8 protein-coding genes are annotated in these 13,472 nt (G+C 72.1%); 3 read left to right on the top strand and 5 right to left on the bottom strand.

The features are described 5' to 3' along the window. Nucleotides 1–515 precede the first annotated feature (515 nt). Complete coding sequence (locus O3W51_RS45230) at nt 516–1,076, bottom strand: MarR family winged helix-turn-helix transcriptional regulator (RefSeq protein ID WP_138359283.1); 561 nt, start codon at nt 1,074–1,076, stop codon at nt 516–518. 114 nt (nt 1,077–1,190) lie between these two features. Between O3W51_RS45230 and O3W51_RS45225 the strand changes: the two genes are divergently transcribed. Continuing rightward, nucleotides 1,191–2,501: an MFS transporter gene (locus O3W51_RS45225; RefSeq protein ID WP_269289687.1), complete on the top strand. Its 1,311-nt coding sequence runs from the start codon at nt 1,191–1,193 to the stop codon at nt 2,499–2,501. Nucleotides 2,502–2,593: 92 nt separating this feature from the next. Here O3W51_RS45225 and O3W51_RS45220 read toward each other — a convergent pair whose 3' ends face one another. Beyond that, nucleotides 2,594–4,354: an ATP-binding SpoIIE family protein phosphatase gene (locus tag O3W51_RS45220; RefSeq protein ID WP_138359287.1), complete on the bottom strand. Its 1,761-nt coding sequence runs from the start codon at nt 4,352–4,354 to the stop codon at nt 2,594–2,596. 192 nt (nt 4,355–4,546) lie between these two features. Beyond that, complete coding sequence (locus O3W51_RS45215; protein ID WP_138359289.1) at nt 4,547–5,917, bottom strand: NAD(P)/FAD-dependent oxidoreductase; 1,371 nt, start codon at nt 5,915–5,917, stop codon at nt 4,547–4,549. A gap of 294 nt (nt 5,918–6,211) precedes the next feature. Between O3W51_RS45215 and O3W51_RS45210 the strand changes: the two genes are divergently transcribed. Continuing rightward, nucleotides 6,212–7,207 carry a TetR/AcrR family transcriptional regulator gene (locus O3W51_RS45210; RefSeq protein ID WP_232486288.1) on the top strand — a complete coding sequence of 332 codons (996 nt, stop codon included), beginning with the start codon at nt 6,212–6,214 and terminating at the stop codon, nt 7,205–7,207. Nucleotides 7,208–7,319: 112 nt separating this feature from the next. Continuing rightward, nucleotides 7,320–9,137 carry a sigma-70 family RNA polymerase sigma factor gene (locus tag O3W51_RS45205; RefSeq protein WP_138359291.1) on the top strand — a complete coding sequence of 606 codons (1,818 nt, stop codon included), beginning with the start codon at nt 7,320–7,322 and terminating at the stop codon, nt 9,135–9,137. 42 nt (nt 9,138–9,179) lie between these two features. On the opposite strand, the gene O3W51_RS45200 is transcribed toward O3W51_RS45205, so the two are convergent. Together O3W51_RS45200 and O3W51_RS45195 are read right to left on the bottom strand one after the other, a co-directional pair. Continuing rightward, nucleotides 9,180–9,890: a DsbA family oxidoreductase gene (locus O3W51_RS45200; RefSeq protein WP_138359293.1), complete on the bottom strand. Its 711-nt coding sequence runs from the start codon at nt 9,888–9,890 to the stop codon at nt 9,180–9,182. A gap of 56 nt (nt 9,891–9,946) precedes the next feature. Continuing rightward, nucleotides 9,947–13,378 (bottom strand): BTAD domain-containing putative transcriptional regulator, encoded by a 3,432-nt coding sequence (locus tag O3W51_RS45195; RefSeq protein WP_269289682.1) that lies wholly within the window; start codon nt 13,376–13,378, stop codon nt 9,947–9,949. Nucleotides 13,379–13,472 lie beyond the last annotated feature (94 nt).

Raw genomic sequence — 13,472 nt, 5'->3', positions numbered from 1 at the left:
TGGCGTTGACTTTTGGCACGCTGTTGAGTTCTCAAGGAACGGACGCTTCCTTTGGTGCCGTCACCGGCGCCCTCCGGGCTTCCCTTCGTGTTTCCGACTCTATCAGACGCTTTCACGCCCGATTCCCAGTCAGCGGGTTTCGCCTTCTTCGCTTTCGCGTTTTCCGGCGATTCCGACTCTATCAGAACCTTTCGGGCCTGACTCCCAGTCAGCGGGGTTTGTCATCAGGGCCGTTGAGCCCTTCCGACGAGTGAAACTTTAGCGGAACTTCGGCTTCCGATCCAATCGGCTGCTTTCCGTTCCCATTCCGAAAACGCGCACGAAAACAAGACGACAGAGCGTCGTTCGTTCGAATGGTTGTCATCTGGAGTGGCTGCCTCGGGACCGACTCGCGTCGGCGTTCACCGGCGGGCAACTCGGAGAACACTACGCATCCATCCGCAGGGTGTCAACCCCCGCCCGTCCGCCCTGCGAAGCCCCCCTGAGAGCCGCGCTGAGAGCCTGCCGGGACACCGTCAGTCGAGGTCTTCCAGCCGGCCGCCGGCGTCCGGCTGGGCCACCTCCACGCGGCGCAGCAGGCGCTGGAGCACTTCGCCCAGCACCGCTCGTTCGTCCGTGGAGAGGTCCTGGAGCAGATCGGCCTCGAAGGCGGCGGCCATGCGCATGGTCTCCAGCCACTTGCCGCGGCCCTCGTCCGTCAGCTCGACGATGACGCGTACGCGGTTGGACTCGTCGCGGTCCCGGGTGACCAGGCCCTCCGTGACCATGCGGTCGATGCGGTGGGTCATGGCGGCCGGGGTGAGGCCGAGGCGCTTGGCGAGATCGCCGGGGCCGAGGCGGTACGGCTTGCCGACGACGACGAGGGCCTTGAGGACCTCCCACTCGGCGTTGCTGATGCCGAGGGCCGAGAGGTGCCGGCCGTAGCCGACGTTCATCCGGCGGTTGAGCCGGCCCAGGGCCGTGACGACCTTCTCGACCTGGGGGTCCACCTCGGGAAATTCGCGCTGGTAGGCCGCGATCTGTTCGTCGAGGTCCAGCTCTTGCGGGGGACTGGCGGGACCGTCTGCTGCGGGCATGGCCCGAGTATGGCACGTAACGGCTTGGCGCTAAAGCCCTTCTTTGTGTACTCTTTAGCTTCTAACTTTAACTTTGAAGTCTTCGAGACTCAACGACAACCGAGGTAGGTGAGTGTGACCACCGAGATGGGCGCGGCTCTGCGCCGGATCCAGCTGGGCAACGCGCTGAGCGCGTTCGGCAACGGCTTCACGGTCCCGTTCCTGTTCATTTACGTGGCACAGGTACGGGATCTTGGTGCGACGACGGCCGGGGTGGTGCTGGCCGCCTATGCCGTGGCCGCGCTCTGCGTGCTGCCGTTCACCGGCCGGGCCATCGACCAGCGAGGGCCGCTGCCCGTGGCCATGACCGGTGCGGTGCTCGCCGCCATCGGCGCGATGGGCTTCGGCCTCGCGTCGACCGCGGTGACCGTGGTCGCGGCGTCGGCCGTCATGGGCGCCGGGGTCGCGATCATCGCGCCGTCGCTCGCCACACTCATCGTGTGGTGCTCCACCACGAAGACCCGCTCGCGGGCCTTCGCGACGCAGTTCTTCCTCAACAACCTCGGTCTGGGCATCGGCGGCCTCATCGGCGGCCTGATGGTCGACACCTCGCGGCCCGGCAGCTTCACGCTGCTGTTCTCGATCGAGGCCGTGATGTTCCTGGTGCTCGGCGCGGTGGTCTGCACCGTGCGGCTGCCGAGGACGTCGCGCATCGAGTGCGCACCGACGGACAAGGCCCCGGGCGGCTGGCGGATGCTGGTCAGGGACCGGGCCATGGTGCAGCTGTGCGTGCTCGGCGGCGTGATGTTCTTCGCCTGCTACGGACAGTTCGAGTCGGGCCTGGCGGCCTTCGCGACCGAGGTCACCCGCATCCGGCCGGCGACGCTCGGAATCGCCCTCGCGGCGAACACGGCCGTCATCGTCGCTGCGCAGTTCCTGATCCTGAAGAAGATCGAGCGGCGGCGGCGCAGCCGGGTCATCGCGGCGGTCGGGCTGATCTGGACGGTCGCCTGGGTCGCGGCGGGTGTCTCGGGCCTCCTGCACGGGAGCCACGCGGTGGCGACGGTGACGCTGATCTCCACGTACGCGCTGTTCGGGCTCGGCGAGGCGATGCTGTCGCCGACCGTCGCTCCGCTCGTCGCCGATCTGGCGCCGGCGCGGATGATCGGGCAGTACAACTCGGCGTTCGCCCTCGTGAAGCAGCTCGCCCTCGCGGTCGGGCCGGCGGTGGGCGGGCTGATGGCCGGGGCCGGGATGTGGGGTGCCTACATCGGCATGCTGATCGCCTTCTCGCTCGGCATCACGTGGCTGGCGCTGCGGATGGGCCGCGGGCTCACTCCCGCCCAGGACAACCCGCACGCCGTCGTTCCGGCGCCGCGTGAGCCGCTGGCGGCCGACCGCCCGCTGGTGACCGGCCGGCCGGTCGAGGCCTCCGTCGGGGGCTGAGCGGCCGAGGAACGCCCCCTTCGCACACCGCGAAGACGGCGAAGACTGAGTAGGACGCTGCCCCGGCCGATCGGCCGGGGCAGCCGGCGTTCTCAGGCGCGTGGAAGGGCGAACTCGCACCAGACGGCCTTGCCGCCGCCGGGCGTCCGGCGGGAGCCCCAGCTGGAGGCGATCGTGGCGATGATCGAGATGCCGCGGCCGGCCTCGTCGGCGGGCTCCGCGCGGCGGCGGCGCGGCAGGTGGTCGTCGCCGTCGGTGACTTCGATGATGAGCCGGCGGTCGGTGCGCCGGAGCCGGAGCTTCATCGGCGGGGTGCCGTGCTGCAGCGAGTTGGCGACCAGCTCGCTGGCGGCGAGAACGCCGAGGTCACGCAGTTCCGCGGGGAAGCGCCAGCTGGACAGGACGCCGGTGGCGAAGGCGCGGGCGCGGGGCGCCGCCTCGATACCGCCGAGGAGTTCCAGCGAGGCGTTGCGGAAGAGCTCGGCGTCGGCGCCGGTGTGGTCCGGGTACTGCAGGACCAGGACGGCGACGTCGTCGTCGTGCTCGGAGGTCACGCCGAGCGCGCGCAGCAGCCGGTCGCAGATGACCTGTGGGGTGCCGGTGGCGCCGGCGAAGGCGCTCATCAGGGAGTCGATGCCGACGTCGATGTCCTCGCCGCGCCGCTCGACCAGGCCGTCGGTGTAGAGCACCGCCATGGAGCCGGGGCCGAGCGGGATGGATCCGGAGGTGTGCACCCAGCCTCCGGTGCCCAGCGGCGGGCCGGTCGGCTCGTCGGTGCGGTGCACCTGGCCCTCGGGGTCGCGGACGAGGATCGGCAGATGGCCGGCGGTGGCGTACGAGAGCCGCCCCTCGCTGGGGTCGTGGACCGCGTAGACGCAGGTGGCGATCTGGGTGGCGTCGATCTCGGAGGCGAGGCCGTCGAGCAGCTGGATGACCTCGTGCGGCGGGAGGTCGAGCCGCGCGTAGGCGCGGACCGCGGTGCGGAGCTGGCCCATCACGGCGGCGGCGCGGACGCCGCGGCCCATGACGTCGCCGATGACGAGCGCCGTGCGACCGGCGCCGAGGGTGATCACGTCGTACCAGTCGCCGCCGACAGCGGCGTCGGTGCCGCCGGGCTGGTACGTGGCGGCGACCCGCAGATCGTCGGGCTGCTCCAGCTCCTGCGGCAGCAGGCTGCGCTGGAGGGTGACGGCGGTGGCGTGCAGCCGGCGTTCACTCTCCCGGAGGCGCTCGGCGGCCTGTACCTGGTCCGTGACGTCGGCGGCGAAGACCAGGACGCCGCGCTTGGCCTCGGGGACGTCCTGGGTGCCGTGGGCGGCGCTGTGAGCGGTGGTGTGCGCGGCGCCGTGGGTGCCTGGCGCGCCGGGGGCGCCCGGTGTGCCGTCGTGGCCCGCGCCGGTGTGCACCGGCGTGCAGGTGAAGGTGAAGTAGCGGTCCCGGTCGGGGAGGGTGACCTTGCGCGCCTTGACGGTGCGCGGTTTGCCGCTGCGGTGCACCTGGTCCATGAGCGGGAGCAGCCCGAGCTCGTCGAGCTCGGGGAGTCCTTCGCGGGCGGGTTCACCCGTTCTGCGGGCGCCGAAGACCTCGGTGTACGCCTCGTTGACGTACGCGATGCGGTGCGCGGCGCCGTAGGTGATGGCGATCAGCGCCGGGACCTGGCTGAGGACGTCGTGGACGGAGAGCGCGTCGACGGCGCACGCCGGCGCTTCCGGGTGCTCGGCGCGGGCCGCGGGCACGGCTCCGCCGGCCGTCGGCGCGTTCGGGGCGGCGGGTGCGGCGTCGGGCGTACGCCCGGCCGCGGCCGTACGGCGCTGCGTGCCGGGGAGCCGGGCGCTCCAGCGGGTGAGGTTCACCGAGCTCCACCTCGCGGCGTTGTTCGGGGCAGCCCGGACCGCCTGGCTCCGCGCGGGGGTACGGGGGGTCGCTCCCCGGGAGAATTCAGCAAACGTCCGATTCCTCGTATTTGTCACGCTTTGCAGGTGCTGGCGCACACATGGTCACACGCCCAGTGTGGCCGACCCGCGGCCCGGGGGGAATCGCGTGGCTCAGGGCGCGTCCGGCTTGGGGAGCCCTCCCGCGGCCAGTTCGAACTCGGCGCGCGGGTGTTCCAGCGAGCCCAGCGAAACGATTTCCCTCTTGAAAAGACCGGACAGTGTCCACTCGGCGAGCACCCACGCCTTGCGGTTGAACGTGGGCACCCGGCTGAGGTGGTAGGTCCGGTGCATGAACCACGCGGGATAGCCCTTGAGCTTGCGTCCGTAGACGTGGGCGACGCCCTTGTGCAGGCCGAGAGAGGCGACGGATCCGACGTACTTGTGCCGGTACTCCTTCATCGGCTGTCCGCGCAGCGACGCGAGGATGTTCTCGGCCAGCACCTTGGTCTGGCGGACGGCGTGCTGGGCGTTGGGGGCGCACTCCTTGCCGGGCTCCTCCGCCGTCAGGTCCGGAATGGCCGCGGCGTCGCCGGCCGCCCAGGCGCCCTCGACGCCGTCGATCATGAGGGTGGCGGTGCCCTTGAGCCGGCCGCGCTCGTTCAGCGGCAGGTCGGTGGCGGCGAGGATCGGGTGCGGCTTGACGCCCGCGGTCCAGACGACGGTGCGGGTGGGCAGCCGCGTGCCGTCGGAGAGGACCGCGACCCGGTTCTCGCACGAGTCCAGCCGGGTGCCGAGCCGCAGGTCGATGTTGCGGGCGCGCAGCTCCCGGATGGCGTACTTGCCCATCTCCTCACCGACCTCGGGGAGGATCTTCTCGGTGGCCTCGACGAGCACCCACTTCATGTCCTCGGGGCGCAGGTTGTGGTAGTACCGCGTGGCGTAGCGGGCCATGTCCTCGAGCTCGGCGAGTGCCTCGACGCCCGCGTAGCCGCCGCCGACGAAGACGAAGGTGAGCGCGGCGTCCCGTACGTCGACATCGCGGGTCGAGGAGGCGATGTCGAGCTGCTCCAGGACGTGGTTGCGCAGGCCGATGGCTTCCTCGACGGTCTTGAAGCCGATGGCGAACTCGGCGAGGCCCGGGATGGGCAGCGTGCGGGAGACGGAGCCGGGGGCGAGGACGAGGTGGTCGTACGGGATCTCGATCCCGGAGGTGCCCTCCTCCTCGGTGGCCAGGGTCGCCACGGTCGCGACCCGCTTGGCGTGGTCGATGTGCGTCGCCTCGCCCACCACCAGTTGGCACTTGCTCAGCACCCGCCGCAGCGGCACCACGACGTGCCGGGGGGAGATCGACCCGGCGGCCGCCTCGGGGAGGAACGGCTGATAGGTCATATAGGGCTGCGGGTCGACGACGATCACTTCCGCTTCGCCGCGCTTCAGCTTCCGCTGCAGGCGCAGGGCGGTGTACATACCGACGTATCCCCCGCCGATCACGAGAATGCGCGGGCTGGTCCTGGCTCTTGACTGGGCTGCCGACTCCGTCATTGCTCCATGACGCAATGGATGAAGGACGTTTGTCCACAGGGCGTACCGCAGTGATTCACCGGATACCCGGATCCGGCAGGTCAGGGATGTGTCGTTGACCGGGCAAAGCCGGTGAAAGAAGAACAGTCGGACCCGCTACTCCGATCGGGGACGCGCCGGGCGGAACGGACCCCCTTCTTTCCTGACCTCGGCTCAACTATGTTCGTACTCCATCGGGGTACGTTCGTCGTGCGCCGATGATCATTACGGGTGGGGAGTCTCCGGGGGGAGACGTCATAACCGGGGGATACACATATGCACATTCAGGACTCTCAATGGACGGTAGCGGCAGGCGCGGAGGGTAACGGCGGCAGCAGCCGCGCGACCCCGCTGCGGGTGGACGCCCAGCGCAATCTGGAACATGTGCTGAGGGCCGCGCGTGAGGTGTTCGGGGAGCTGGGCTACGGGGCGCCGATGGAGGACGTGGCACGCCGTGCGCGCGTCGGCGTCGGCACCGTGTACCGGCGGTTCCCGAGCAAGGACGTACTGGTGCGGCGGATCGCCGAGGAGGAGACCTCCCGGCTGACCGAGCAGGCGAGGACCGCTCTCGGGCAGGAGAACGAGGCGTGGTCGGCGCTGGCGCGCTTCCTGCGGACCTCGGTGGCCTCGGGTGCCGGGCGGCTGCTGCCGCCGCAGGTGCTGCGGGTCAGGACCGGGGTGTCCGGGGTGCCGGCGGCGCCAGGCGGCTCCGGTGGATCCGGGTTCGCCGTCGAGGCGGCTGTTTCCGCACTGTCCGGGCTGCCCGCGCATTCCGGGCTGTCGGACGAGGCGGCGCGGGTTCCGCAGCAGCGGGCGCCGCTGAGCGTGGCGGTGGAGCCGGGCGAACCGTCGACAGGACTCGCGGATCCGGCGCCGGTGGCCGATCCGCCGGCCGACGGATCATCCGGCACTTCCCTCGGCACGTCGGCGGGCACGTCGGCCGGCTCGGCTCCGGTGCTCGACGCGGCCGTTCCCGACGGTGCCGGGGAAGCGGACGACACCGGGATTCCCGCGCTGCTGGAGGTCGTCGGCCAGCTCGTCGACCGGGCGCGGGCGGCGGGCGAACTGCGGGGTGATGTCTCGGTGGCAGACGTGCTGCTGGTGATAGCCACCGCGGCGCCCTCGCTGCCCGATCCGGCACAGCAGGCGGCGGCGTCGGCACGGCTGCTGGAGATCCTGCTGGACGGACTGCGCTCACGCCCGTCCTCCGCGGCCGCGGAGGGCCCTTCGGCCCCGTCCACGCTCAGTTGGAGCACGGCCCCGGCCGAGTAGACCGGGTGAAAAGGCGATCAATGGTGAAGGACCGGTGAGCGAAGGCTCCCCGGACGAGTGGTTCCCTGTCGCGGCATATCTCGGGATGCACATGGTGTGACACCCTGGCGCGGTGGACGAGGCAAACGGCGAGTCGAACGCTGCTGCAAGTGCGGAAGCGGGCGGCGGACTGCCATCGCGCCGGGTTCCCGAGCAGCGTGAACCGGAGTCCCACGTACCGCTGTCGGACGCCGATCTGGTCGCCCGGGTACGCGGTGGTGACGACAGCTCGTACGAGGAGCTGTACCGGCGGCACGCCGATTCGGTACGCCGCTATGCCCGCAGCTGCTGCCGGGACGCGCACACCGCCGAGGACCTGACCGGCGAGGTCTTCGCGCGCACGCTCCAGGCGGTGCGCGGCGGCAGCGGTCCGGACTCGGCGGTGCGCGCCTACCTGTTGACGACGGTCCGGCGCGTCGCCGCGTCCTGGGGCAACACCGCCCGGCGCGAGCAACTCGTCGAGGACTTCGCGGTGTTCGCGGTGTCGGCGGCGGGCTCGTCCACGAACGAGGACACGCTGGACCTGGGCGCGGACGTCCGCGCCATGCACGACGCCGAGCAGTCGCTGGCCATCCGGGCGTTCCGTACGCTGCCCGAGCGGTGGCAGACGGTGCTGTGGCACACCGCCGTCGAGGAGGAGTCGCCGAGCGAGATCGCCCCGCTGCTCGGCCTGACGGCCAACGCCACGGCAGTACTGGCGCACCGGGCCCGCGAGGGTCTGCGGCAGGCCTATCTGCAGGCGCACGTGAGCTCGATGCTGACCACCGGGGGCAGTTGCGCGCGCTACGCCGACCGGCTGGGCGCGCATGCGCGCGGCGGTCTGCGGATGCGTGCGGACCGGGAGTTGAGCAAGCACCTCAAGGAGTGCGAACGGTGCCGGGCGGCGGCGCTGGAGCTGGCCGATGTCAACTCGGCGCTCAAGGGCCTGCTGCCGGTCGCGGTCATCGGCTGGTTCGCCGCCGCGTACGCGGCGAAGGTGGCCGGCATCGTGGCGGGTGTCGGAGTGGCGAGTGCCGCCGGAGGTGCGGCAGCCGCCGCCACGGGTGCCGCGTCGGGTGGCGGGGCGGGAGCCGGCGCCGCCGGCGGAGGCGCCGCGGCCGAGGGTCTCGGCGCGCCCGTGAAGGCCGGGATCGTGGCGGCCGTGGTGGTCGCCGCCGCCGGTATCGCGTTCGCCGCGATGAACATCGGGCATGACGCGCCCGCGCCGAAGCCGCAGGCCAAGCCGGCGGTGGTGGCGCCCGTCACCACACCGCCGCCGACGCCGCCCCCGAAGCCGAAGCCGAGCCCCGAGCCGCCGAGGGTGGCACCGAAGCCGCCGGCGCCGAAGCCCGCCGTTCCCGTTGCTCAGCCGAAGCCGAAGCCGAAGCCGAAGCCGTCGCCCTCCCCCACGCCGTCACCCGCCCCGAAGCCCACGCCCGAGCCGACCCCCACACCCACTCCTTCGCCGCCCCCCGCTCCCACGGTCTTCCAGGTCAACCAGCTGGGGTGGAGCGGGATCGGTGACAACACGAAGCCGACGGTGCGGCTCGGGCGCAGCAGCTGGGTCTGGGACCGCTGGGGCCTGAACATCGCCGGCGAGGAGTACGAACACGGCATCACCGTGCGCTCCCCGTCGTCCGTGCTCATCGACCTCAACCGCAGCTGCACGACGTACGACGCACTGGCCGGTGCCGACGACATGACCATGGGGCTGGGCGCGGTCCGCTTCTCCGTCTACGGCGACAACGGGCGGCTGTGGCGGTCGCAGGTGGTGCGCGGGGGCGACGCGGCGGTGCCGGTGAGTGTCGGGATCGCCGGGCAGAAGACGATCCGGCTGGTCGTCGAGTCCGCCGAGCGCTACCAGTTCGTGAACGTGGCGGACTGGGCCCAGTCCAGGATCAGCTGCCAGTAGGGGACGTTCCTGATCGGCAGGGCATCGGCAGGGCAGGCGGCCTCAGTGGTCGTGGTCCTTCGCCGGGACCTCGCAGGCTCCATCGGCGCACACGCCGCCGTCCTGGTCCGTCACGACCGTTCCGGTCTCCTTCGCGACCTGTTCCAGGGCGCGGAGGAACGTGGACGTCTCCTGGCCGCCCTGGACCATCCACGTGCCCTCGAAGACGAAGGTCGGGACGGCCGTGATGCCGAGCTGCCGGGCCTCGTCGATCTCCCCGGCCACCTCGTCGACGAGGTCGTCGCCGGCGAGGAACGCGGCGACCGGCGCCCGGTCGAGGCCGACGGCCACGGCGGCGTCGGCGAGGCGCTCGCGGTCGCCGATGTCCAGACCCTCGCCGAAGTGGGCGTCCAGGAGCCGGCCCTTGAGGCGCGCCTGCGCGGCGTGGCCGTAGGTGTCGAGCACGAAACGCAGCAGGCGGTGGGCGAGCAGCGAGTTGTTCTCGACGACGGTGTCGAAGTCGAAGGTCAGGCCTTCGGCCGCGCCGAGCTGCGTGATCTTCTCGTCCATGGCGAGGGACTGGGGCCCGTACTTGGCGGCCAGCACCTCGCGGTGCGGCTGCGGCTTCTCGGGAGCGGCCGGGTCGAGCTGGAACGGCCGGTAGACCACTTCGACGGAAGCGGCCCCCGGGAAGGCGGCGAGGGCGCGCTCGAAGCGGGCCTTGCCGACGTGGCACCACGGGCAGGCGATGTCGCTGTAGATCTCGACCTTCACGGACACTCCCAAATTGCTTGAATGATCAATATTCAGCAACGGTGACCGGTGCGGAGCTATTCCCCGACGGTGGCGGAAGCGGGGGCCGGGGCGGAAGCGGGGGCCGGGGCGGAAGCGGGGGCCGGGGCGGAGGCTGCCGCCGCCGCGAGGGGGGCGGCCGGGGCGGAGGCTGCCGCCGCCGCGAGGGTGGCGGCCGTGGCTTCCAGGTCCAGTCCCTCGCCCTCCGCGTACGCGGCCTCGTACCCGGCGTCGCCCAGCACGGCACGCGCACCCGCCTCCGCCCCGCGGAAGCTCACCGTCTCCGGGACCGTACGCGGCAGCAGCGGCCCGCGCAGCGCCGACGACGCCCCGTGCAGCCGTGCGGCGGCCCCCGGCTCGCCCAGCTCGACGAGGAGCTCGGACCCGTACTCCAGCAGGCCCGCGATCATCGGCTCCGTGGAGCCCGTGTCGATGCCCAGCCGCACCGCGCCACTGACCTGGTTCAGCGCGTCCCGCGGATCGCCCTCCGCGGCCGCGATCCGGGCGAAGAGACCGGCGAGAACCACCGCGAAGACCGGTGGCGGAGTGCCCTGGCTCGCCTCGTCACGGGCCAGCACGCACAGCTCACGGGCCCGCTGCACATCGCCGCGGCGCAGCGACAGCCACGCGGACAGGGCGCGGACGTAGTTCCGCGCGTCCATCACCCCGAACTGCTCCGCCCCCTCCTCGGCCCGGCGGCAGAGCTTCTCGGCCTCCGCGTCATCACCCGAACGGATGGCCAGCTCGGCCATCCGCCCGACGAGGAACGGCCCCTCGGCGCGCGCGCCCAGCTCCTCGCCGAGCCGGAGCGCCGCCTCGAAGTCGGCGCGGGCCGCCGCGTACTCGCCCCACATGACCTCCATCTCGGCGCGCGCGCCGTGCACCTGCGCGAGCATCCAGCGGTCGCCGACGCGGCCGCTGAGGACCGTCAGCTCGTTCCAGTCGTCGGTGGCACGGGCCAGTCCGCCGGGCAGGTCGATGGTGACGTGCGTACGGAACATCAGGGCGGCCGCGAGCGCCCAGTCGTCCCCGTACTCACGGCAGTTGGCGACGACGGAGTCCGTGCACTCGCGGATCGCCAGACGTCCGCCGCCGACGTAGCTCGCGATCGGCCACAGCAGGCCAGGGAAGCGGGCCGAGGCCGCCCCCGCGTCCCCGTACACATCGGCGATCAGCGCGGCCGTCTCCTGCACCGGACGGGTGTTGAGGAACTCCTCCGAGGCGTGGTCCGTACTCACGAAGAACGTCAGCAGCCGGGCGTCCATCCGCGCCCAGAAGAACGGGTCGTCCCGCTCGCCCGGTTCGCTCATCTCGATGATCCGTCCCAGCCAGCCGGCGCCCTCCTCCCGGTAGTTGCGCAGCCACCAGAACCAGCCCATGTCGACGGCCAGGGGCAGCGCGTCCGCCTCGTCCTGCGCCGTGATCGCCCGTTGGAGTGCCGCGCGGATGTTGTCCAGCTCGGCCTCCAGCCGGCGTAGCCACACCAGTTGGCGGGTGGTGCGCAGCTCCGGGTCGGCGGTCCGCACGAACCGCCGGAAGTAGTGGGTGTGGCGGCGGGCGGCCGCCGCGAGCTCCTGCGGGCGCTCCTGGGCGCGTTCGGCCGCGTACTCGTGGATCGTCTCGAGGAAGCGGTAGCGGACGCCGTCCTCGGTCTGGATCGAGGTGCCGGTGCTGGTGCCGATCTCTGTGCCGTCGTCCTCGTTGTTCTTGTCCGGCTGTGCCGCGACCACCAGGGACTTGTCGACCAGCTGGCCGATCAGCTCGATGACGTCGTCTCCGCCGACCACCGCCTCGGCGGCGGCCAGCGTCCAGCCGCCCGCGAAGACGCTCAGGCTGCGCAGCGCCGAGTGCTCCTCCTCCGACAGCAGGTCCCAGCTCCAGTCGACGACCGCGCGCAGCGTCTGCTGACGCGGCAGGAGCGTACGGCTGCCGCTGGTGAGCAGGCGGAACCGGTTGTCCAGGCGGTCGGCGATCTGCCGCGGGGACAGCATGCGCAGCCGGGCCGCGGCCAGTTCGATCGCCAGCGGCAGACCGTCCAGCCGGCGGCAGATCTCGTCGACGGCCGCCACGTCCTGCTCCGGGTCGAACCCCGGGCGCACGGCCGCGGCGCGCTCGGCGAACAGCCGGTGCGCGGTCGTCGGCGACAGCGGCTCCACCGGGCGCACCGTCTCGCCCGGCACTCCCAGCGGCTCCCTGCTCGTCGCCAGCACCGTGACGCCGGGGCACGCGGCGAGCAGTTCGGCCGCCAACTCGGCCGCCGCGCCGATCACATGCTCGCAGTTGTCCAGCACGAGCAGCAGCCGGCGGTGCGCGCAGTGCTCCAGCAGGCGCACGGTCGGATCACCGGGGTCGGCGCCCGCGCCGCCGGCCGAACCCTTGATGCCCTCGCGGGCCACGCCGAAGATCGTCGTGTCCCGGCGGCCGAGAGCGCTCAGGACCGCCTGCGGCACCGCTTCGGGATGGTCGAGCGGGGCCAGTTCCGCGATCCAGACCCCGTCCGGGTAGTCCGAGCCGGTCAGCGCCGCACCCGCCTCTTCCGAGAGGCGGGTCTTACCGGAGCCGCCGGGTCCGGTGAGCGTCACCAGACGCGACTGCGCCACGTCGGCCCGGATTTCGAGGAGTTCGAGCTCGCGGCCGACGAAGCTCGTGAGTCTTGGGCGGAGGTTTCCCTGCGGGGCTTTGAGTGGTTGGGGTGGTGGTGCGGGGGTGGGGGTGCGGGTGGGGATGGTTTGTGCGGGTGGTTCGTCCGTTGCCAGGAGTTGGGCGTGCAGCGCGCGGAGTTCCGGGCCCGGGTCCGCGCCCAACTGGTCCGCGAGCGCCCTGCGGGCCTGTTCGTACGCCACGAGCGCGTCCGCGGAGCGGTGCGCGGCGCGCAGCGCCCTGATCAGCTGTACGTGGAACGGCTCGTCCAGCGGGTGGTCCGCGACCAGCTCCCGCAGCTGCGGCAGCGTCTCGGCGGCGCGTCCGCAGGCCAGGTCCGCGTCGATCCTGCGGTGCAGCGCCGTGAGGCGCAGCGCCTCGGGGCGGGCCGCCGCCGACCGCCGGTCCGGCAGATCCGCGAACGCCGGGCCGCGCCACAGGGCGAGTGCCTCGCGCAGTTTGCTCGCGGCGGTCTCCGGGTGGCCCGCGTCGAGGGCGGCGGCGCCTTCTGCGGCGAGCCGCTCGAAGACGTGGAGGTCGACGTCACCGGGTCCGGTGAGGAGGCGGTAGCCGCCGGGGCCGGAGGTCACGACGTCCTTGCCCAGGGCACGTCGCAGACGGGAGACGAGCGCTTGGAGCGCGCCGCTCGCGTCGTGCGGGAGGTCGGCGTCCGGGCCCCAGACCTCTGCGATGAGGGCATCGGCGGAGACGGGGCGGTCGGCGTGGAGGGCGAGGGCGGCGAGCAGGGCGCGGAGCCGGCTGCCGCCTAGGGGGACGGGGGCGCCGGAGGGGTCACGTGCTTCCGTGGTGCCGAGGATCAGGTACCGCACGGGGTCCATTCTGCCGGGTTGGGGTGCGGGCCGGTGGTGGGCTCCGGCGCCCGGGCCCTCGGGGAGCGTCTTGGGGAACGCCCGGGTGTGGGCG

It is taken from the genome of Streptomyces sp. H39-C1 (assembly GCF_027158125.1).
Lineage (GTDB): Bacteria > Actinomycetota > Actinomycetes > Streptomycetales > Streptomycetaceae > Actinacidiphila > Actinacidiphila fildesensis.
The sequence above is the reverse complement of the archived record's forward strand: the minus strand, read 5'-3'. Positions and strand labels throughout refer to the sequence as shown.

Excerpts from the sequence above, each read along its gene's own strand:
- O3W51_RS45230 (WP_138359283.1), bottom strand. The coding sequence starts at position 1,076 with ATGCCCGCAGCAGACGGTCCCGCCAGTCCCCCGCAAGAGCTGGACCTC.
- O3W51_RS45215 (WP_138359289.1), bottom strand. The coding sequence starts at position 5,917 with ATGACGGAGTCGGCAGCCCAGTCAAGAGCCAGGACCAGCCCGCGCATT.
- O3W51_RS45210 (WP_232486288.1), top strand. The coding sequence starts at position 6,212 with ATGCACATTCAGGACTCTCAATGGACGGTAGCGGCAGGCGCGGAGGGT.